The following is a 21,187-nucleotide window of genomic DNA, read 5'->3' on the forward strand; positions in this document are numbered from 1 at the left end:
CCTTGTCGACGAGGGCCTTGAGGATCTTGGCCACGGCCAGCGGCTGCAGCTCGGCATCCGTCTCGACCAGGATGGCGCGGTCGGCGCCGATGGCCAGGGCGGTGCGCAGCGTCTCCTGGCACTGCGTGACGCCGCAGGAGACCGCGACCACCTCCGTGGCGACGCCCTTCTCCTTGAGCCGCACCGCCTCTTCGACGGCGATCTCGTCGAAGGGGTTCATGCTCATCTTCACGCCGGCGAGGTCCATGCCCGAGCCGTCGCTCTTCACGCGGACCTTGACGTTGTAGTCCACCACCCGTTTCACGGGCACGAGAATCTTCATGGTTGTTCCTGGGTTTCGATGGTTCGGTCGGATCAGCAGCGTCAGAGCAGGCCGGTGCTCGCGCCGCCGTCCAGGCTCAGGTTCTGGCCGGTGATGAAGCCCGCGTGCACGCTGCAAAGGAACGCGCAGGTGGCCCCGAACTCCTCGGGGCGGCCCAGGCGCCGGGCGGGCAGCGTGTCGGCGATGCGCCGGCGCGCCTCCTCGCGCGTGAGGCCCTGCTCGCGCATCAGTCGCTGCGCCATGCTTTCCTGGCGCGGCGTGTCGAAACGCTCGGGCAGCAGGTTGTTGAGCGTCACGTTGTCGATCACCGCTTCCCGGGACACCGCCTTGGACAGCGCCGTCAGGGCCGAGCGCGCCGCGGTGGACAGGCCCATCTCCGGATGCGGCGACTTCACCATGGCGGAGGTAACGTTCACGATGCGGCCGAAGCGCCGCCGGCGCATGCCGGGCACGACGGCCCGGATCAGCAGCGCCGCGGGCAGGAAGTTGGCTTCCAGGGCCTCCAGCCAGGCCGCGTGGTCCCAATCGGCCAGCCGGCCCGGCGGCGGGCCGGCGTTGTTGTTGACCAGGATGTCGGGCTCGGGGCAGGCGGCCAGCAGCCGCGCCCGGCCCTCCTCGGTGCGCAGGTCGGCGGCCACGGCAGTCACGCGGGCCCCGCCGGCGGCGCGCAGGGCTTGCGCGGCGGCCTGCAGCTTGTCTTCGAGGCGGCCGTTGAGGACCACCGCGCAGCCTTCCGCGGCCAGTGCCTGCGCGCAGGCGTAGCCCAGCCCCTGCGAGGAGGCGCACACGATGGCCTGGCGGCCCTGAAGTCCGAGATCCATGCGTCGCTCCGGGCTCGTCGAAGGCTCAGGCCCGGGCCTGCAGGTCAGCAAAACGCCGCCCCTCGCGCGCCAGCCGCTCCAGCAGCGGTGCGGGCTGCCACCAGTGGCCGTGCTGCGCATGCAGGCGCTGGACGTCGGCGCAGACCTTGTCCAGGCCAATGCGGTCGGCCATGAACATCGGGCCGCCCTGGTGTGCCGGAAAGCCGTAGCCCGTGACGTAGACGATGTCGATGTCGCCGGGCCGCAGTGCGATGCCCTGCTCCAGCAGCCGCGCGCCCTCGTTGACCATGCCGTAGAGGCAGCGCTGCAGGATCTCCTCTTCCGACACGGGCCGGCGCTGGAGGCCCATGCGCGCCGATTCCTCGACGATGAACTGCTCGACCACCGGGTCGCGCTGCGGCTCGCGGCTGCCCGGCTCGTAGCGGTACCAGCCGGCGCCGCTCTTCTGGCCCAGGCGGCCCTGGTCCACCAGCTTCAGGATCAGGTCGTTCCAGCGCCGGTCCGTGGGGCGGGTGGCCATCTGCGCCTTGCGCGTCTGGTAGCCCACGTCGTTGCCCGCCATGTCGTGCACCGCGAAGATGCCCATCGCGTAGCCGAAGCGCTTGAGCGCGGCGTCCACCTCGTGCGGCAGCGCGCCGTCCTCCACCAGGAAGTGAGCTTCGCGCGTGTAGTTGCGGAACAGCGCGTTGCCGATGAAGCCCGGGTAGATGCGCGCGAGCACCGCCACCTTGCCCATGCGCCGGCCCAGCTCCATCAGCGTGGCGATCACGTCGGGCGCGGTGTGCCGGGCCTGCACCACCTCCAGCAGCTTCATCACGTGCGCCGGGCTGAAGAAGTGCGCGCCCACCACGTCCTGTGGCCGCGAGGTCACGGCGGCGATCTCGTCGATGTCCAGCCCGGAGGTGTTGGTGGCCAGGATCGCTCCCGGCCGCGCCGCGGCATCGAGCTCGCGGAACAGGCGCTGCTTGAGCCCCATGTCCTCGAACACGGCCTCGATGACCAGGTCCGTGCCGCGCACGCCCTCGGCCAGCGACACGCTGCCGCTGATCAGCGCCAGGCGCTGCGCCATGGCGCCGGCATCGAGCCGGCCGCGCGCGACGCTGGTGGCGTAGTTGTCCCGCACGCGGGCCAGGCCCCGGTCCAGCGCCTTGGCATCGGCGTCGATCAACGTCACGGGGATGCCCACGTTGGCCAGCGCCATCGCGATGCCGCCGCCCATGGTGCCGGCACCGATCACGGCCACGTGATCGACGGGGCGGGGCCGCGTGCCCACGGGCAGGCCGACGTCGCTGGCCTGCGCGCGCGCAGCCGCGAGGTGCACGGCGGCCTGCTCGCGCTCGGCCGGGCTGGGGTTCATCAGGTCGATGCTCATGAATGGTGTCTCCGCCATCGGGTCTCAGTCGTCCTTGCCCGGGGCCATCAGCGGCGCCGCGCGGCCTTCGACGAACTCGCGCAGCCGCTCGGCCGTCTCCGGCGAGCGCTGCAGGTTGGAGTTGAGGTACTCCATGAACAGGCCGTCGTCGTGGGACAGGTCGTTGATGCGCGGCAGCACGCTGGTGATGCGCCAGTTGGTATCGGGCGTGTTGCGGGCGATCTTGGCCGCCAGCTCCATGGCCTTGGCCAGCGCCTGGCCCGGCGGAACGACATAGCGCACGATGTGCTCGCGCTCGCCTTCGGCGGCCGACAGCAGCCGGCCGGTAAGCATCATGTCGGCCATCACGGTGTAGCCCACCACGCGCTGGATGCGCACCGTGCCGCCGCCGCCCACAAAGATGCCGCGCTGCCCCTCCGGCAGCCCGAAGAAGGCCGTTTCGTCGCACACGCGCACGTGCGCCGCGGTGGCCAGCTCCAGCCCGCCGCCCACCACCGCGCCGTGCAGCGCGGCCACGTAGGGAATGGGGCCCCGCGCGATCTGGTCGAACACCTCGTGCCAGCTGTGGCGCTTGCGCTTGCGCGGCGGCTGGACCTGGCCCGTGGCGCGCGCCAGCGCCTCCGCCAGATCCAGGCCTGCGCAGAAGTTGCTGCCGTGGCCGTGCAGCACGGCCACGTCGGCCTCGTCGGCCGCGCGGGCCACGGCCGCGCGCAACTGGTCGATCACGGCCTCGTTGATCGCATTGCGCTTGGCAGGACGATTCAGCCCGATCAGGGCGATCGGTCCTTCGAGCTGGTAGGTGACGAGGGTTTCGCTCATGGGAGTCTCCTATAGGCGTGTTCAGGCCCGCCGCGCTGCAGGCAGCGCAAGCGGCCGGTTCAGGAAAGCGGGGAAGGCGGGCTGGCGGCTAGAGGTCGAGCACCAGCTTGCTGCTGCAAGCGCCGGAGCAGCAGATCAGCATGCGGTCGTTGGCGGCCTTCTCGGCCGCGCTGAGCACGAGGTCGCGGTGGTCGGGCGTGCCGTCGATGACGCGCACCTCGCAGGTGCCGCAGACGCCTTCGCGGCAGGAGTAGGGCGGCTCCAAGCCGATTTCCAGCAGGCTGTCCAGGATGGTGTGGCCGGGCTGCACCACCAGGCTGCGACCGCTGCGGGCCAGCTCCACCGTGAAGCCGCCCTCGGTGGCGGCCGCCTCGCGCGCGGCGAAATACTCCACGTGCACCTGCCGCGGCGGCAGCCCGGCGGTGGCGCGCTCGAAGGCCTCCAGCATCGGCAACGGACCGCAGCAATAGACGTGGGCGCCGGCCGGCAGAGCCGACACGATGGCGTCGAGGTCCAGCATGCGCCCGCCGTTCTCGCGGTCGAAGCAGAACTGCACCGTGGCGCCGGTGGCGTCGCGCAGCCGCTGCAGCTCGTCCACGAAGGCCGCGCCCTGGCGCGTGCGCGCGGCATAGAACAGCTGCCACGACCGCCCCAGCGACTGCAGGCGGCGGATCATGCCCAGCAGCGGCGTGATGCCGATGCCCCCGGCGATGAACACGCTGTGCGCGGCCGCCTCGTCCAGCGCGAAGTTGTTGCGCGGCGCGCCGATGCTCAGCACGTCGCCGGGCCGCAAGGTTTCGTGCAGGTAGCGCGAGCCGCCGCGGCTGGCCGCGTCGCGGTTGACGCCGATGACGTAGCGGTGCGTCTCGTCCTGGGAATTGAGCAGCGAGTAGCTGCGGATCTGCCCGTTGGGCAGGTGCAGGTCGATGTGCGCGCCGGCGGTGAAGGGCGGCAGCGCCTTGCGCGGGGGCAGGGGCACCAGCTCGAAGCCGAGAACGCCCTCGGCCTCCCAGGTCACGGCGCGCACGCGCACCTCGGTGCTTTGCAGAAAACTCATGCTTCGTTCTCGCTAGATGTCCACCACGTCCATGGCCCGGATCGCCACGCCGGTGGCTTCCTCGCAGGCGCGCTGGACGGCCTCGGGCTGGCCGGCATGGAAGATGAAGTGGTGCAGCAGCTTGCTCCACTTGGGATGGCGTTCGTACTCGGCGCGCGGCAGCCCGTGCAGGAAGAAGTCGCGCGAGTCGCTGGGCAGGAACACGCGCCGGTTGCGCTCGGGATCGCGGATCACTCCCTTGGGGTCGAGCCCCTGCGCCACGGCGTCCATGTCGTCGAAGAGGCGCCGGCGCAGCATGGCGATGCCGCGGTCGCTGGCGCCCAGCGTCTCCTGGCTGCGGTCCATCACCGGTCCCTGGCCGACCCAGGCCACGATGTCCTGGTTGATCACGTGGCTGGTGATCCAGCGCCCGGTCGCCGCGTCCTTGACCGGGCTGGTCCACGACGGGATGGAGCGCTGCACGTAAGGCTCGGCTTCCTGGGGCACGCGGATGAAGCTCCAGGTGACGCTGAGCATGTGGGTGTCGTCCACCGGCACGCGCCACTCGAAATGGTCGCCCAGGAAGAAGCCGTTGGGCCACAGGCACACCCGCCCGATGGTCCACAGCGGGTGCTGCTCGTCGGTGTCCTCGCTGATGCGCCGGTACGTGAAGCCGAACTCGAACTCCTCGAAGCCCAGCCGCAGGTGCCTGGGCGCATGCCCGCTCGCGCCGCGCAGCCGCCGGCCCCAGTTGGCATGCATCCACTCGAAATGCACCGGGTCGATGGAGTTTTCCTGCGCCTGCAGCCAGTTGCAGGGCACCTCGGCGAACACCACCTGCACGAACCCGTTGGCCCAGCTGAAGGCCTCCCAGTCGGGCAGCAGCGGCGCGGGCTCGGGGCCCATGTAGGCCCACAGCATGCCGGCCTTGGGCTGCACCCGGTAGGCCTTGAGCTGCACCTTGCACTTCGCGCGCGCCTGCGGGTCGGCCGCCTCCTCGAAGGGCTGGTGCACGCAGCGGCCGGACACGTCGAACTGCCAGCCGTGGTAGCTGCAGCGCAGGCCGCCAGGCTCGACGAAGCCGTAGGACAGGTCCGCGCGCCGGTGCGCGCAGTGCCGGTCCACCAGGCCGTAGGCGCCTTCGGCGTCCTTGAACAGCACCAGGTCCTCGCCCATCAGGCGCACGGCCTTGACCGGATGGTGGTCGAGCTCGTCGATGCCCGCCACCGGATGCCAGTAGCGGCGCAGCAGCTCGCCCATCGGGGTGCCTGGGCCGACCTCGGTGAGCCGGCGGTTCTTCTCGGTCGTCAGCATCCTGAGGCCCTCACTCGCCTTTGAAGCCCGAGGACTTGATGACGGGTTCCCAGGCCGCGAGCTCGTCGCGCTGGCGCCGTGCCATCTGCTCGGCGTCCAGGAAGGCCGGCACCACCGACAGCCGCGTGGCGAGCAGCTCGCGCACCGCGGGGGTCTCCAGCACCTTGCGCAGCGCCTGCTGCATGCGCGCGATCTCCGCCGGCGGTGTCTTCGCTGGCGCCCACATCGCCGTCCAGCCCTCGCTGGCGAGCATCTTCACGCCCTGCTCGGCCATGGTCGGGATGTCGGGCATCAGCTCCGAGCGCTTGTCGCTGAAGATGCCGATGACGCGCACCCGGCCGCTGCGGTGGTGCTTGAGCATCTCGTCCATCAGCGTCACCGCCGCCGGCACGTGGCCGCCGACCAGGTCCGTGATCAGCGGCGGCGTGCCCTTGTAGGGTGTCGCCGGCAGGTCGATGCCCGTGGCCTTGGCGAACTGCGCGCCCAGGAAATGGTTCTGCCCGCCCAGGCCCGGCACGCCGAAGCTCGCCGCCTGCGGATGCTCGCGCACCCACTGCACGAACTCGCGCACGTTGCTGGCGCCGGTGGCGGTGCTCACGGCCATGCCCAGCGGGTAGCTCACCAGGCCGGCCACCGGCGCGAAGTCGCGGAACAGCTGCCACTTGAGCTGCGGTCCGAACACCAGCGTCTGGAAGGTCGGCGTGGCGTTGGGCGCGATCATCCAGGTCAAGCCATCGGGCTTGGCCGCCATCAGCGCGTCGCAGGCCAGGCGCCCGCCCACGCCCACGCGGTTGTCGATCATCACCGGCTGGCCCAGGTGCTCGGGCAGCCGGTCGGCAATGGCACGCGCGATGGCGTCGGTGCCGCCGCCCGGCGGCAGTCCGACGAGGATGCGCAGCACCGGCTTGTCCGGCTGTGCGCGCAGCAGGGCCGGCGCCAGGCCGGCGGCCGCGGCCAGCAGCAAGCGGCGCCGAGCGGGGGAGGTCATGCGGTACTTCACGCTGCAAGGCCCTCGGTTCAGGCGGCTTCGGTCAGCGCGCGCCAGTCGCTGCCCGCGTGGAGCACGCCACCCACCGAGATGGCCTGGGCGTAATCGAGCTCCGGGCTGTCGGCCAGCCTGGGCGTCTGCCCGGCCATGAACTCGCGCACCGAGCGCAGCAGCTGCGCGCGCACGCGCAGCACCGCGCCGTCGGCGGAGCACAGCTGCTCGTCGGTGCGGTCCACGATGGGGCCCTGGCTGATGAACATCGCGAAGTCCTCGGTGCCCAGGTGCTGCGGGAAGCCCGTGGCGTGGCCGCGCTTCATCAGGTCGCGGTTCTGGCCCCAGTTCTCCGCCGGGCTGCCCGGGGGCAGCGGCGGGAAGTTCCACACGTCGGGTGAGGCCGACATCACCGTCATGCCCAGCGGCCGGTGCGGGTTGAAGTGCACGAACCAGGCGCGGTGCGTGACGTCGTCCACCGGCGTGGAGAAGAACACCGTGCTGGGGCCCTTGGCATCGGGCGGGCAGATGATGCCGTACCAGGGCATCACGAAGTTGTTGACGCGGGCATACACCTTGTCGTCGGGCAGCGCGCGCAGCGCGGCGTAGCGGTAGCCGTAGGGCCGCTCCTCGAACTCCAGCTTGGGCGCCAGCGCCTTGGTCATGTGCAGCCGCTCGTTGCCCGAGCCGGCGGTGATCTGCGTGGTGGACTCGTGCAGCACGCCCACGTGCGAGCTGTCCATCGATGCCTCCACGCCCTGCACCCAGTTGGTGGGCACCTCCTGGCTGGTGACGGCGCGCTGGTCCTCGGGCAGGTCCACGAAGGGCAGGTTGGGGAACTTCGGCGGCTGCTCGCCCTGGCCCAGCCAGACCCAGACGATGCCGCCGCGCTCGACCGCCGTGTAGCGGTTGACGCGCACGTGGCTGCAGAACTGGCGCTGGTCGCCGGCGTGGTTCGGTGCTTCCATCACCTCGCCGCGCACGTTGAACTTCCAGCCGTGGAAGAGGCAGCGCAGGCCGTTGTCCTCGTTGCGTGCCAGCGCCAGCGAGGCCTTGCGGTGCGGGCACTGCTCGTCCACCACGCCCACGCTGCCGTCCGTCACGCGGAAGGCCACGTAGTTGCGGCCCAGCAGCCGCACGCGCAGCGGCGCGCCGTCGGCCACGAGCTTGGACGCCGGCACGGCCGGGATCCAGTAGTGCTGGCGGATCATCTCGCCCATGGGCGCGCCGTTCTCGACGCGCGTCAGCAGTTCGTTGTCTTCCCTGGTCATGGCCATGGCTGTCTCCTCTGATCGTGTGCGGCGGTCGGGTGCGCTTACTCGCCGTCCTTGCGGAAGGCGCGGCTGTACACGCGCCGGCAGTTGCATTCGAAGATGTCGGTGCGCTGCTTCGACGTCAGCCACTCGATGCTCTCGATCACGGGCTTCATGTCGTCGTAGTCGCGGCCGCTCACCGGGTCGCGCGCGCTGCCGGTGCCCGGCTTCTCGGTGCCGAAGAGCACGTTGTCGGTGCCGGCCACCTTGATCAGCAGCTCGATGGCTTCCTTGGAGTAGTTGCAGGTGTCGAAATAGAGCTTGCGCAGCTGCTCGTCGAAGCTCACGGCCTCGCCCTTGCGCGCGTTCCAGGAGCGGAAGCGGCCCATCTGGTAGGGGATCGCGCCGCCGCCGTGGGCCACCACGATCTTGAGCTCGGGGAACTTGTCGAAGACCTTGGCGCCCAGCAGCGAGACGATGGCGATGCTCTCCTCGTTGATGAACTTGAGCGTGTAGCTCTCGCGCGCGCTGCAGCTGCCCGCGGAGTGGATCAGGCCCGGCACGTCGAGCTCGACCATCGCCTGGTACAGCGGATGCCAGAACTCCTCGCCCAGCCCCGGCGGCGTGGGGCCGGCGCCTTCGGTGGGGTCGGGGTTGATCAGGCAACCGACGAAGCCCAGCTGCTCGACGCAGCGGCGCAGCTCCGGAACGGCGCGCTGCTCCAGCGGCTCGTCCATGTACTGCGGCAGGCCCGCCACGCCGCGGAAGCGGTCGGGGAACAGCTCGACGAAGCGCGCGATGAGGTCGTTGCAGTGGCGCGACCACAGCTCCGTGACCTTGCCCGGCTTGACCGAGTGCATCTGCAGGTACGGCCGCGGCGAGATGAACTGCACGTCGGTGCCCACGCTGTCCATGGTGCGCACCAGCTCCTCGGCCACCTTGCGCACCGAGGCTTCGGGAATCTTGGGCAGCGTGTGCGGGTTGGCCCGGCCGCCGATGAGTTCCGCCATGAAGCGGAAGCTCTCGGGCGGCATGACGATGTGGGCGTGCGAGTCGATGATCATGAAATGCTCTTCAGCGGTCAGTGGAGTGAACGAAGGCCAGGAATTCCAGCTGCAGCGCCATGCCGTGCTGCAGCTCGTGTTCGACGATGTGCCGCGCCGGGCGGTCGTGCGGATCCGGGAAGCGCCGCAGCCACTGGGCGTTGACGGCGTCGCGCGCGGCCGGGTCCTTGAGGTAGACCGTGAGCCTGGCCACGTCCTCCAGGCGCGCTCCGCCGGCCTCCAGCAGCCGGTCCATGTGGGCGAAGGCGTTGGACGCCTGCGCCGCGGCGTCCGCCGGCAGCTCGCCGGTGGCCGGGTCCTTGCCGGCGATGGCCGAGGAGCACAGCAGCGGGCCCACGCGGGCGGCTTGCGGAATGGGGGCCTTGTGGGCCAGGCCCAGGAGGTCGATGGAGCGCGGGGAGCGTTTCATGCTGGGTCGGCGCGTCAGGCGCCGTCGTGGTCGAAGAAGCTCATCGGCACGGTGGCCAGGAACTCGGAAAAGCCGGTGGAGCCCATGGGCACGTGCAGCAACATGGCCTGCGCCGCGCCCGCCTCGTCGCCGGCCTGGATGGCGCGCGCGATCTTCAGGTGGTCCTGCAGCGACTTGCTGATCTGCGCCTTGCTCTGGAAGTCCCTGGCGCGATAGCGCTGGATCAGGCGGCGCGCCAGGCGGATCTGCTCGGCGACGTACTCGTTGCGGCTGCCGGCGTAGATCGTCTCGTGGAAGAAGGTGTTGGCCAGCGCGTACTCGGCCGAGCCGCCGTTGATGGCCGCGTCCTGGCAGCGGGCCAGGGCCTCGTCCAGGCGCTGGCGCAGCTCGTCGTCGATGCGGCGCGCCGCGAGCTTGGCGCACACCGCCTCCAGCTCGCCCAGCGCTTCCATCATCCCGCGCACCTTGCCGATGGACAGCCGCGCCACGGTGACGCCCTGCCGCGGCGCGATGCGCACCAGGTCCCGCGCGGCGAGCTGCTGCAGCGCCTCCCGCACCGGGGTGCGCGAGACGTCGAAGCGCGCGGCCAGGGCGCGCTCATCCAGTACCGCTCCGGGCGGCAGCTTGCCGCTCTCGATCTCGTCCTGCAGCGCGGCCCGTATCTCGTTGGCCCGGCCGGCGCGGGGGCGCAGTTCTTCGGTGCTGAGGGCGCTGTCCATGGGGGTGGGGTTGCTGGGTTCGTTGGGCGTGCTCATGGCGTGAATGAAATATACGTTCAATGCTCTGTGGCATGCAAGCAATGGATTTCCCGAATGCCACATCTTCTGTCCACAGAACCGCTGAGGCTGTGGTGTCCGTAGCTTAGCGCCGTGTCGCACGGCGGCTCTCCTGAGCAACCGCGCGTGGCGCTTGCGCTCTCGCTCCATAGGAGGAGTGGCAGCTGGCAACCGGCTTGTGTCCACAAAAGGCGCTCAGATGGACACCTGGATCCTCCGAAGCCTCGGGAAAACACCAATCCGTAAACGCCAGATAAGCGCTTCTGGTGTATTTACATCGATGTTTGGTATGCCACAGAATCCGCTCCATCGACACAACGCCTGTTGCGAGAGGACTTGAGATGACGGATTCCGCCCCGCGTACCGACCTGCAGCCGGTCGGCCGCGTGCTCCAGCCGCGATCGATCGCCATCGTCGGCGCCTCGGCCGACCCCCGGTCCTTCGGCGGCTTCGTGCTGGCCAACCTGGAGCGCTTCGGCTGGCAGGGCCGGTTGCATCTGGTCAGCCGCAGCAGCACCGAGATCAACGGCCGCCCCTGCGTGAAGACGGTGGACGAGCTGCCCGAAGGCATCGACCTGGCGGTGCTGGCGATTCCCGAAGCCGGCGTGATGGACGCCGTGCGCGGCCTGGCCGCGCGCCGCACCCACGCCGCGGTGCTCTTCGCCTCCGGCTATGCCGAGACCGGCGACGAGGGCCGCCAGCGCCAGGAGCAGCTCGCGGCGCTGGCGCGCGAGGCCGGCATGCTGCTGGTGGGCCCGAACTGCATGGGCTTCACCAACTTCGAGGCCGGCGTGCCGCTGACCTTCGAGCCCGTGTCGCCCTATCCGTGCAACGGCCGCCCCGGCATCGGCGTGGTGGCGCAGAGCGGCGCGATGGCGGCGTGCCTGCGCGACGCCTTCATCGGCCGCGGCCTGCCCCTCACGGCGGTGTTCTCCACCGGCAACGAGGCCGGCGTGGGTGTGGAGGACCTGCTGGCCCACTACGTCGCCGACGCGCAGACCCGCGTCATCGCCGCCTACGTCGAGCAGGTGCGTCGCCCGCAGCAGTTCCTGGCGCTGGCGCGCCGGGCGCGCGAGGCCGGCAAGCCGCTGGTGCTGCTGATGCCCGGCAAGAGCGAGCGCGCCCGCGAGGCCGCGGCCTCGCACACCGGCGCGCTGGCCGGCGACCACGCCACGGCCTCGGCGTTGCTGGCGCGCGAGGCGGTGGTGCAGGTGGACTCGCTGGACGAGCTGTTCGACACCACGGCCATCCTGCTGCGCCACCCCGCGCCGCAGGTGGGCGGCGTGGCCTTCATGACCGGCTCGGGCGCGATGAAGAACATCGCGCTGGACTTCGCCGACGACATCGGGTTGCCCATGCCTGCCCTGGCGCCGGCCACCGTCGAGGCGCTGCAGGCCAAGCTGCCCAGCTACGCCGTGGCCGAGAACCCGCTGGACTACACCACCATCGGCGTGCGCCAGCCGGGACTCGTCGGCGAGATCGCGGACACGCTGCTGGCCGACCCGCACATCGCCAGCCTGGTGCTGGCCATTCCCGTGGGCCCGGCGGTGGCGCAGCGCGACAAGGCCGAGCACCTGGTGCCCGCGCTGGCGCGCTCGAAGAAGCCCGCGGTGCTGGTGCTCAGCGGCGACAGCGGCCCGATCGAGCCCTTCTTCGTCGAGGCGATCCAGGCCAGCGGCGTGCCGATGTTCCGCTCCGGCGACCGCGCGCTGCGCGCGCTGCGCCGCGTGGCGATCTACGGCGAGAACCTGGCCCGCGCCGGTCGCGCCGCCGCCGCGGCCCGCATGGTCCAGCTGCCCGGCCCCGTGCCGGCCAACGGCATCTTCGCGGAGTACCAGGGCAAGGCCTGGCTGGCCGAGGCCGGCATCGAGGCGCCCCGCGGCGCGCTGGCCCGCAGCGTGGACGAGGCGCTGCGCATCGCCGGCGAGATCGGCTGGCCGGTGGTGATCAAGGCCCAGGCCAGCGCGCTGCCGCACAAGAGCGACGTCGGCGGCGTGATCGTCGGCCTGGCCGACGCGGCAGCCCTGCGCCAGGGCTGGGAGCAGCTGCACCAGAGCGTGAAGCGCCACCGCCCCGAGCTGCAGCTCGACGGCGTGCTGGTGGAGGCCCTGGGCGCGCGCGGGCTGGAACTCGTCGTGGGCGCCCGGCGCGACGCCGACTGGGGCCCGGTGGTGCTGGTCGGCCTGGGCGGCGTGTGGATCGAGGCGCTCAAGGACGTGCGCCTGATCCCGGCCGACCTGGCCGAGGACGACATCGCCGAGGAGCTCTCGCGCCTGAAGGCGGCCTCGCTGCTGCGCGGCGTGCGCGGCGCACCCGCGGTGGACGTGCGCGCGGTGGCCCGCGTGGTCGCCCGCGTGGGGGCGCAGATGCGCGCCAACCCGCAGATCACCGAGATCGACATCAACCCGCTGGTGGCCTACCCCGAGCGCGCGCTCGCGCTGGACGCGCTGCTGGTGTGCAAGCCCTGAAGGACGAGACGCATGAAGCTGGAGTTTTCCCCCGCCGACGAGGCCTTCCGCCAGGAGGTGCGCCGCTTCGTGCAGGAGCGGCTGCCCGCGCGCATCCAGCGCAAGGTGGAGCTGGGCCTGCGCCTGGAGCACGAGGACTACGTGACCTGGTTCCGCATCCTGGAGGAGCGCGGCTGGATCACGCCGGGCTGGCCGGTGGAGCACGGCGGCCCGGGCTGGACGGCGCTGCAGCGCTACATCTTCGACGAGGAGACGCTGCTCGGCGGCGCGCCGCGCATCATCGCCAGCGGCATCCAGATGCTGGGCCCGGTGCTCATCGCCTTCGGCACGGCCGAGCAGAAGGCCAGGTACCTGCCCGACATCCGCCACAGCAACACCTGGTGGGCCCAGGGCTTCTCCGAGCCCGGCGCGGGCTCGGACCTGGCCGCCCTGCGCACCACCGCCGTGCTGGAGCCCGACGGCCGCCACTTCGTCGTCAACGGCCACAAGGTCTGGACCTCCTACGCGCAGTGGTGCTCGATGATGTTCGCGCTGGTGCGCACGGACCCCGACGCGGCCAAGCCGCAGGAAGGCATCAGCTTCCTGCTCATCGACATGGCCTCGCCCGGCGTGCAGGTGCGCCCGATCCGCATGCTCGAAGGCGGCGAGGACCTCAACGAGGTGTTCCTCGACAACGTGCGCGTGCCGGCCGAGAACCTGGTGGGCGAGCTGCACAAGGGCTGGACCTGCGGCAAGTACCTGCTGGGGCACGAGCGCACCGGCATCGCCGGCATCGGCTCTTGCAAGCAGCAGCTCGCCCGCGCCCGGCGCCTGGCGCAGCTGCAAGGTCTGGACGGCGACCCGCTGCTGCAGGCGCGGCTGGCGCAGTTCGAGATCGAGCTGCTGGCGCTGGAGTTCACGGCGCTGCGCCTGCTCAGCCCGAACCAGGGCAGCCGCGTGCCGGCGGTGGAGGCCTCGATGCTCAAGGTGCGCGGCACCGAGCTGCGCCAGGCCCTCTACGAGCTGCTGGTGGACATCGCCGGGCCGCACGCCGTGCCCTTCGACGCCGAGCTGCAGCGCCTCGAAGCGCTGGAAGCCCTGGACGGCGAACCGCCGGCGCCGGACGGGCTGGGCTCGCTGGCGGCCAACTGCCTGGACGCGCGCAAGTTGTCCATCTACGGCGGCGCCAACGAGGTGCAACGCAACCTGATCGCCAAGGCCGTGCTGGCGGCCTGAGGAGAACCACCATGGATTTCGCGCTCAACGACGACCACCTGGCGCTGCGCGAGGCGGTGCAGCGCTTCTGCGACGGCGAGTACCCCGCGCACGAGCGCGGCAACGTGCCGGTGCCCGAGACGGCCGCGCGGCGCCACGCGGCGATGGCGGACATGGGCCTGCTGGGCCTGCCCTTCGATCCCGAGCTGGGCGGCAGTGGCCAGGGCCCGGTGGAGACGATGCTGGTGGCGCAGGCGCTGGGCCGTGCGCTCGGCGGCGGCGCCTGGTTCTCCAGCATCGTGCTGGCCGGGCAGCTGCTGGCGCGGGCGGGCTCGCCCGCGCAGTGCACGCAATGGCTGCCGCGCGTGGCCGCCGGCGAGCTGCGGCTGGCACTGGCCTGCAGCGAGCCCCAGGCGCGCTACCACTTCGACGACGTGCAGACCCGCGCCCGCCGTGACGGCGCCGGCTGGGTCCTGGACGGCCGCAAGAGCCTGGTGCTCGACGGCGACAGTGCCGAGCTGCTGCTGGTGGTGGCACGCACCGCGGGCGAGCGCCACGGCCCCGAGGGCCTGAGCCTGTTCGCCGTGGATGCGGACGCACCGGGGCTGAGCCTGCACGGCTTCAACACGCTGGACGGCCGCCGTGCCGCCCACGTGGAACTGCGCGGCGTGAAGGTGGACGCCGGGCGGCTGGTGGGCGCCGAAGGCGCGGCGCACGTGCTGCTGGACGAGACGCTGGACCGCGCCAACGCGGCGCTGTGTGCCGAGGCGGCCGGTGCCATCGAGGCGCTGGTCGATCTCACGACGGAGCAGCTGCGCACGCGCAGGCAGTTCGGCGCGCCGCTGGCGAAATTCCAGGTGCTGCAGCACCGCCTGGCCGACATGGTGATCGCGCTGGAGCAGGCCAAGTCGATGGCCTGCGCCGCGGCCATGGCGCTGGAGGTGGACTCGGTCTCGCAGCGCCGGCGCCTGGTGTCTGCCGCCAAGGTGATGGTGGCGCAGCTGGGCCGCCAGGTCAGCCTGGCCGCGATCCAGATGCACGGCGCCATGGGCATGACCGAGGAGTGCCGTGTCGGGCACTACGCCAAGCGGCTGATGGCCATCGGCCAGACCCTGGGCGACGCGCACCACCACCTGCGCCGCTTCAGCGAGCAGGCGCACTGACCCGCCCCGAAGAACGACATCCACAGGAGACACCAGATGAACCGTTGCCGTTTCATGAAGACGCTGCTGGCCGCAGCGGTCCTCGGCCTGGGCGCCGGCGCCCAGGCGCAGGACAAGCCGCCCATGCGCATCCTCGTGGGCTTCGCGCCCGGCGGGTCCACCGACATGGTCGCGCGGCTGCTGGCGGAGAAGCTGCGCCAGCCGCTGGGCCAGACCGTCATCGTCGAGAACAAGCCCGGCGCCGGCGGGCGGCTGGCGGCGGAGGCGCTCAAGAGTGCCCCGCCCGACGGCCAGACCTGGATGCTCGCGCCCAACGCCACCGGCGTGTTCCAGCACGTGCTCTATCCGGCCTCGGTGCTGAAGTACGACCTGCTGACCGACCTGGCGCCGGTGGCGATGGTGGTGTCGTACCCGCTGGCGCTGGCGGTCAACAGCCGCACCGGCGTGTCCAGCGTCAAGGACTACATCGGCTGGGTCAAGGCGCATCCCAAGGAAGGCACCTTCGGCTCGGCGGGGCTGGGCGGCCACACGCACTTCAGCGGGCTGCAACTGGCCAAGGCCGCGGGCGTGGCGCTCAGCGTCGTGCCCTACCGCGGCAACGGCCCGCTGGTGACGGATCTGGTGGGCGGGCAGGTGGCCGCCGGGATCATGACCGCGGGCGACATCGCGGCGCACCAGCGCGGCGGGCAGGTGAAGGTGATCGGCGTGTTCGGCGCCAAGCGCTCGGCGCTGCTGCCCGACGTGCCCACGCTCGTGGAGCAGGGCTTCAACGTGGACACGGGCGACGCCTGGACCGCGCTGTGGGCGCCGGCCAAGACCCCCAAGGCCGAGATGGAACGCATGCAGGCCGCCGTCAAGCAGGTGCTCGCCATGCCCGACGTGCGCGACATCCTCATCAACAAGCAGACCATGACGCCGGACTTCCGTCCCGCCGGCGAGGTCGATGCGCTGCTGCGCAAGGAAATCGAGTACTGGGGCGCGGTCGTCAAGGCCACCGGCTTCCGGCCCGAGCAGTGAGCGCGAGGAACACCATGAGCCTCAACGGAAAAGCCTACATCGTCGGGGCCTGGGAGCACCCGACCCGCCAGGCCGACGACCTCTCCGTCGTGCGGCTGCATGCCGACGTGGCGCGCGGCGCGCTGGAAGACGCCGGACTGAGCAAGTCCGACATCGACGGCTACTTCTGCGCCGGCGACGCCCCGGGCCTGGGCACCACCACGGTGGCCGAGTACCTGGGCCTGAAGCTGCGCCACGTGGACAGCACCGAGTGCGGCGGCTCCGCGCCGATCCTGCACGTGGCGCACGCGGCCGAGGCCATCGCCGCGGGCCGCTGCAACGTGGCGCTGATCACGCTGGCCGGGCGCCCGCGCGCGGCCTCGGCGGCGCTGGCCAAGGCCGGCAAGCCGCCGCAGCTCGCGCTCAAGGCGCCCGACCCCGATGCGCCCGAGCTCGCCTTCGAGCTGCCCTACGGCCCGGCCACGCAGAACCTCTACGCCATGGTGGCGCGGCGCCACATGCACGAGTTCGGCACCACGTCCGAGCAGCTGGCGTGGATCAAGGTCGCGGCCTCCCACCACGCCCAGCACAACCCGCATGCGCTGCTGCGCAAGGTGGTGACGGTGGAGGAGGTGCTGGCCTCGCCGCTGGTGGCGGACCCGCTGCACCGGCTCGACTGCTGCGTGATGACGGACGGCGGCGGCGCGCTGATCGTGGCGCGGCCGGAGATCGCGCGCGACATCGCCGCTCAGCAGAAGCGGCCGCTGGTGAAGGTGCGCGGCACCGGCGAGGCGCCCAAGCATTCGATGGCCGGCCGGGTGGACCTGAGCTACTCGGCCGCCGCCTGGTCCGGGCCGATGGCCTTCGCCGAGGCGGGCGTGACCCCGGCCGACATCAAGTACGCCTCGCTCTATGACAGCTTCACCATCACCGTGCTGATGCAGCTGGAGGACCTGGGCTTCTGCCGCAAGGGCGAGGGCGGGCGCTTCGTGCAGGACGGCGGCCTGATCTCCGGCGTGGGGCGGCTGCCCTTCAACACCGACGGCGGCGGGCTTTGCAGCAACCACCCCGCCAACCGCGGCGGCGTCACCAAGGTCATCGAGGCCGTGCGCCAGCTGCGCGGCGAGGCGCATCCGGCCGTGCAGGTGCCCAACTGCGACCTCGCGCTGGCCAGCGGCATCGGCGGCGCGCTGGCGTCGCGCCACACCGCGGCCACGCTGATTCTGGAAAGGGTTTGAGATGAGCTCCCCACACGACAAGGGCGCCCAGCCGCGCCGCATCCCCGCGCCGCGCGTGCTGCCGGAGTCGCACGCCTACTGGAGCGCCGCCGGCGAGGGCCGGCTGCTGCTCAAGCAGTGCGACGACTGCGGCGAGGTCCATCACTATCCGCGCGACATCTGCCCGCACTGCCTCGGCGCCCGCACGAGCTGGGTGCAGGCCAGCGGTTTCGGGCGCATCTACAGCCACAGCACCATGGGCCGCGGCGAGGCCGCCTACACGCTGGCCCTGGTCACGCTCGACGAGGGCGTCACGCTGATGACGAACCTGGTCGATTGCGATCCCGCCGCGCTGGCGATCGAGCAGCGGGTGCGCGTGGTGTTCAAGCCCAGCGACGGCGGCCACGCCGTGCCGATGTTCACGCCCGCCTAGAAGGAACGACCCATGACCAACACCCCCCGCAAGGGCGCGCTCTCGCGCTTCACGATCCTCGACGCCACGCGGGTGCGCGCCGGCCCCACCGCCGTGAGGCTGTTCGCCGACATGGGCGCGCGTGTCATCAAGCTGGAGATTCCGCCTGGGGCGCCCGGCGGCGACGACATGATCGGCGGACGCGACCACAACCGCGCCGACTACGAGAACCTGCACCGCAACAAGGAAAGCCTCACGCTCAACATGAAGACGCCCGAGGGCGTGGCGATCCTGCACGAGCTGGTGCGCAAGGCGGACGTGTTCATCGAGAACTACCGCCCCGACGTCAAGGACCGCCTGGGCATCGGCCCCGAGCAGCTGCGCGCCATCAACCCGCGCCTGGTGTACGCGAGCATCTCGGGCTTCGGCCAGGACGGGCCCTATGCCAAGTGGCCCGGCTTCGACTCGATCGCGCAGGGCATGGGCGGGCTCATGAGCGTCACCGGCAAGCCTGGCGAGGGGCCGATGCGCGTGGGCATCCCCATCGCCGACCTGTGCGCGGGTCACTTCTGCGCGCAGGGCGTGCTCGCCGCGCTGCTGGAGCGCGAGGCCACCGGCGAAGGGCAGTGGGTACAGACCTCGCTGCTGGAGTCGCAGATCGCGATGCTGGACTTCCAGGCCGTGCAGTGGCTCATCGACCGCAAGGTGCCGGGCCAGAACGGCAACGAGCACCCGCTGACCGTGCCCACCGGCGTGTTCCGCACGGCCGACGGTTACCTCAACATCGCGGCCATCGGCCAGACCATGTGGACGCGGCTGTGCGAGGCGTTGGAGGTGCCGCACCTGGTGCAGGCGCCCGGCTTCGGCTCCGACCCCGAGCGCTGCGCCAACCGCGAGCGCGTCAACGCCGCCGTGGGCGAGGCCTTCATGCGGCGCAGCACCGCCGAATGGACCGAGCGGCTGCTCAAGGCCGGCGTGCCCTGCGGCCCCATCCACCGCATCGACCAGGTGTTCGAGGACCCGCAGGTGCGCCACCTGGGCATCACCTGGCCCATGGCGCATCCCGAGCTGGGCGAGGTCTCGCTCATCGGGCAGCCCGTGCGGCTGTCGGCCCACCCGCGCACCGAACCGCCGCGCCCGGCGCCGCTGCAGGGCCAGGACACCGACGCGATCCTCCAGGAGCTCGGCTACGGCGAGCAGCGCATCGCCGAGCTGCGTGCCGCCTTCATCGTCTGACACAGGAACCCGCCATGGCCCGAATCGTTGCCGCCTTCGGCTCCTCGCACAGCATCATGCTGGCCTCGCAGCGCGAGGACTGGCAGCACGGCTTCCGTGCGATCGACCCGAAGAACCCCCACTACTACGACCGTGCGGGCAACCGCACCAGCTACGACGCGCTGCTGGCCCAGGCGCCGGCAGAGGCCGAATCGATGGTCACGCCGGAGCGCATGGCCGAGCGCTTCGATGCCGCCGAGGTTGCGATGGCGGCGCTGCGCCGCCAGATCCACGCGGCCCGGCTCGACGTGCTGCTGGTGGTCGGCGACGACCAGAACGAGCTGTTCCGCACCACCAACAACCCGGCCTTCGCCATCTACTACGGTGCCACCATCCGCAACGCCAAGGCCGAGCTGGCGCCCGGCGACGGCTGGTACAAGCGCGCCCGCATGGCGCGCCAGGAGCCCGAGGCCGACCGCGACTACCCGGTCAAGGCCGACATGGCCGAGTGGCTCATCCGCCAGCTCTGCGACCGCGACTTCGACATCGCCGCCATGGACGGTCTGGAGCGCGGCCAGTTCGAGGGCCATGCCTTCAGCTTCATCCATCGCTGGTACCTGCAGGGCACGGAGCTGCCGGTGATCCCGGTCATCGTCAACACCTTCGACCCGCCCAACCAGCCTACGCCGCGGCGCTGCATCCAGCTCGGCGCGGCGCTGCGCGAGCTGGTCCAGGCCTACCCCGAGGACCTGCGCGTGGGCGTGCTGGCCTCCGGCGGCCTGAGCCATTTCGTGGTGGACGAGGAGCTGGACCACGGGATCATCCAGGCGCTGCGCGAGAAGGACATGGCCTGGCTCGCCGGCCTGGACCCGAAGCAGCTGCAGGCCGGCAGCTCCGAGATCCGCAACTGGCTCATCGCTGCCGAGGCCGTGAAGGAGCTGGACCTGGAATGGGTGTCCTACGTGCCGGGCTACCGCAGCCCCGCGCTCACCGGCACCGGACTGTGCTTCGCCGCCTGGCGCACCCTGGACTGAGAAAACCATGAGCAATCCCTACGTGCAACGCCTGCGCCGGCTCGATGCCTGTGCGGTGTCCGACGCCCTGGACAAGCTGCGCCTGCCCGGCGTCGTCACCGGGCTGCCGCAGCGCTCGGGCCGCGGGCGCATCGCCGGCCGGGCCGTGACCATGAAGGTCGGCCCCGGCACGCCGCCGCCCGGGCCGCCGCGCCACCTGGGCTGCAGCGCCATCGAGGCCGCGGGGCCCGACGACGTGATCGTCGTCGAGCAGCGAAGCGGCATCGAGGCCGGCTGCTGGGGCGGGCTGCTGACGCTGGGCGCCAAGGTGCGCGGCGTTGCCGGCGTGGTCGCCGACGGCCCGCTGCGCGACGTGGACGAGGCCGTCGCCTACGAGTTCCCCGTCTTCAGCCGCAGCCTCACCTCGCTGACCGCGCGCGCTCGCGTCGTCGAGCTCGGCACGCAGGTGCCGGTGCAGGTCGGCAGCGTCGAGGTCACGCCCGGCGACTACGTGCTTGCGGACCAGAGCGCCGTCATCTTCATCGCCGAGCGCGACATCGAGCGCGTGCTCGAAACGGCGGAAACCATCGTGGCCCGGGAGGCCGCCATGGCCAAGGCCATCGCCGCCGGCACGCCCATCGGCCAGGTCATGGGCGGCAACTACGAACACATGCTCAAGGACTGAACACCATGGAACAGGACAAGAACGTCGCGCGCGCCGCGCGCCTGGACACCGCGACGCTCAGCGACGCGCTCGACAAGCTCGGCCTCAACGGCCAGTGCTACCGCATCAAGCCGCGCGACAACGGCTTTCGCATGGCCGGGCGCGCCTGGACGCTGCTCTACGGCCCGGCCGGCAACCCGGCCGGCACGGTGGGCGACTACATCGACGACGTGCCGCCGGGCAGCGTGGTGGTGCTGGACAACGGCGGGCGCGACAACGCCACCGTCTGGGGCGACATCCTCACCGAGATCGCGCACCGCCGCGGCATCGCCGGCACCGTCATCGACGGCGTGTGCCGCGACGTGGCGATGTGCCTGAAGCTCGGTTACCCCGTGTTCGCCAGGGACCACTGGATGCGCACCGGCAAGGACCGGGTGCAGGTGGAGGCCACCGGCGTGCCCGTGAACATCGGCGACGTGCGCGTGGCTCCGGGCGACCTGCTGCGCGGCGATGCCGACGGCGTGGTCGTGATCCCCAGGGACTTCGAGGACCGCGTGCTGGACACGGCCGAGGGCATCGAGCAGGCCGAGGAGGCCATCCGCGAGGCCGTGCGCGGCGGCATGCGGCTCGACGAGGCCCGGCGCCAGTTCAAGTACCACCAGCTCCAGACCAAGGTGTGA

At 71.4% G+C, this 21,187-nt stretch carries 21 protein-coding genes; 10 read left to right on the forward strand and 11 right to left on the reverse strand.

Annotated elements, in window-relative coordinates:
- From H537_RS48295 to H537_RS0138700, 11 genes are all read right to left on the reverse strand, one after another.
- A partial coding sequence (locus H537_RS48295) for an electron transfer flavoprotein subunit beta/FixA family protein (RefSeq protein ID WP_043462190.1) occupies positions 1 to 322 on the reverse strand: 322 nt, incomplete at its 3' end.
- A 41-nt stretch (positions 323 to 363) separates the two neighbouring features.
- Positions 364 to 1,143: an SDR family oxidoreductase gene (locus tag H537_RS0138655; protein ID WP_029002108.1), complete on the reverse strand. Its 780-nt coding sequence runs from the start codon at positions 1,141 to 1,143 to the stop codon at positions 364 to 366.
- Positions 1,144 to 1,168: 25 nt separating this feature from the next.
- Positions 1,169 to 2,515, reverse strand: coding sequence for a 3-hydroxyacyl-CoA dehydrogenase (locus H537_RS0138660; RefSeq protein WP_029002109.1), 1,347 nt, complete (start codon positions 2,513 to 2,515; stop codon positions 1,169 to 1,171).
- A 24-nt stretch (positions 2,516 to 2,539) separates the two neighbouring features.
- Entirely contained in the window at positions 2,540 to 3,334 is a 795-nt protein-coding gene (locus H537_RS0138665; RefSeq protein ID WP_029002110.1) for a crotonase/enoyl-CoA hydratase family protein, read from the reverse strand.
- A gap of 88 nt (positions 3,335 to 3,422) precedes the next feature.
- Positions 3,423 to 4,391, reverse strand: coding sequence for a PDR/VanB family oxidoreductase (locus tag H537_RS0138670; RefSeq protein ID WP_029002111.1), 969 nt, complete (start codon positions 4,389 to 4,391; stop codon positions 3,423 to 3,425).
- Positions 4,392 to 4,403: 12 nt separating this feature from the next.
- The gene (locus tag H537_RS0138675; RefSeq protein WP_029002112.1) at positions 4,404 to 5,684 is read right to left on the reverse strand and encodes an aromatic ring-hydroxylating oxygenase subunit alpha; all 1,281 of its coding nucleotides are present in this window, start codon (positions 5,682 to 5,684) and stop codon (positions 4,404 to 4,406) included.
- A gap of 10 nt (positions 5,685 to 5,694) precedes the next feature.
- Entirely contained in the window at positions 5,695 to 6,672 is a 978-nt protein-coding gene (locus H537_RS0138680; protein WP_029002113.1) for a tripartite tricarboxylate transporter substrate-binding protein, read from the reverse strand.
- Positions 6,673 to 6,701: 29 nt separating this feature from the next.
- A complete protein-coding gene (locus H537_RS0138685) occupies positions 6,702 to 7,940 on the reverse strand; it encodes an aromatic ring-hydroxylating dioxygenase subunit alpha (RefSeq protein ID WP_029002114.1) in 1,239 nt (412 codons plus the stop codon).
- Between the two features lie 38 nt (positions 7,941 to 7,978).
- A complete protein-coding gene (locus H537_RS0138690; protein ID WP_029002115.1) occupies positions 7,979 to 8,980 on the reverse strand; it encodes an amidohydrolase family protein in 1,002 nt (333 codons plus the stop codon).
- A gap of 10 nt (positions 8,981 to 8,990) precedes the next feature.
- Positions 8,991 to 9,389, reverse strand: coding sequence for a RidA family protein (locus H537_RS0138695; RefSeq protein ID WP_029002116.1), 399 nt, complete (start codon positions 9,387 to 9,389; stop codon positions 8,991 to 8,993).
- A 14-nt stretch (positions 9,390 to 9,403) separates the two neighbouring features.
- Positions 9,404 to 10,144, reverse strand: coding sequence for a GntR family transcriptional regulator (locus tag H537_RS0138700; RefSeq protein ID WP_238446960.1), 741 nt, complete (start codon positions 10,142 to 10,144; stop codon positions 9,404 to 9,406).
- A gap of 362 nt (positions 10,145 to 10,506) precedes the next feature.
- Here H537_RS0138700 and H537_RS0138705 point away from each other — a divergent pair, with 362 nt between their 5' ends.
- Genes H537_RS0138705 through H537_RS0138750 form a run of 10 tightly spaced genes read left to right on the forward strand, consistent with a single transcriptional unit; the run spans position 10,507 to position 21,187 of the window.
- Positions 10,507 to 12,633 carry an acetate--CoA ligase family protein gene (locus H537_RS0138705; protein WP_051244643.1) on the forward strand — a complete coding sequence of 709 codons (2,127 nt, stop codon included), beginning with the start codon at positions 10,507 to 10,509 and terminating at the stop codon, positions 12,631 to 12,633.
- Between the two features lie 12 nt (positions 12,634 to 12,645).
- Entirely contained in the window at positions 12,646 to 13,848 is a 1,203-nt protein-coding gene (locus H537_RS0138710) for an acyl-CoA dehydrogenase family protein (RefSeq protein WP_029002119.1), read from the forward strand.
- 11 nt (positions 13,849 to 13,859) lie between these two features.
- Positions 13,860 to 14,990, forward strand: coding sequence for an acyl-CoA dehydrogenase family protein (locus H537_RS0138715; protein ID WP_029002120.1), 1,131 nt, complete (start codon positions 13,860 to 13,862; stop codon positions 14,988 to 14,990).
- A 36-nt stretch (positions 14,991 to 15,026) separates the two neighbouring features.
- The gene (locus H537_RS0138720; RefSeq protein WP_029002121.1) at positions 15,027 to 16,007 is read left to right on the forward strand and encodes a Bug family tripartite tricarboxylate transporter substrate binding protein; all 981 of its coding nucleotides are present in this window, start codon (positions 15,027 to 15,029) and stop codon (positions 16,005 to 16,007) included.
- A 14-nt stretch (positions 16,008 to 16,021) separates the two neighbouring features.
- Positions 16,022 to 17,224: a thiolase family protein gene (locus tag H537_RS0138725; protein ID WP_029002122.1), complete on the forward strand. Its 1,203-nt coding sequence runs from the start codon at positions 16,022 to 16,024 to the stop codon at positions 17,222 to 17,224.
- 1 nt (position 17,225) lies between these two features.
- Entirely contained in the window at positions 17,226 to 17,636 is a 411-nt protein-coding gene (locus H537_RS0138730) for a Zn-ribbon domain-containing OB-fold protein (RefSeq protein WP_029002123.1), read from the forward strand.
- 12 nt (positions 17,637 to 17,648) lie between these two features.
- Positions 17,649 to 18,851, forward strand: coding sequence for a CaiB/BaiF CoA transferase family protein (locus H537_RS0138735; protein WP_029002124.1), 1,203 nt, complete (start codon positions 17,649 to 17,651; stop codon positions 18,849 to 18,851).
- A gap of 14 nt (positions 18,852 to 18,865) precedes the next feature.
- Positions 18,866 to 19,864 (forward strand): DODA-type extradiol aromatic ring-opening family dioxygenase, encoded by a 999-nt coding sequence (locus H537_RS0138740; protein ID WP_029002125.1) that lies wholly within the window; start codon positions 18,866 to 18,868, stop codon positions 19,862 to 19,864.
- A gap of 7 nt (positions 19,865 to 19,871) precedes the next feature.
- Complete coding sequence (locus H537_RS0138745) at positions 19,872 to 20,528, forward strand: RraA family protein (RefSeq protein WP_029002126.1); 657 nt, start codon at positions 19,872 to 19,874, stop codon at positions 20,526 to 20,528.
- Between the two features lie 5 nt (positions 20,529 to 20,533).
- Entirely contained in the window at positions 20,534 to 21,187 is a 654-nt protein-coding gene (locus tag H537_RS0138750; RefSeq protein WP_043462156.1) for an RraA family protein, read from the forward strand.

The organism is Azohydromonas australica DSM 1124 (assembly GCF_000430725.1).
Lineage (GTDB): Bacteria > Pseudomonadota > Gammaproteobacteria > Burkholderiales > Burkholderiaceae_C > Azohydromonas > Azohydromonas australica.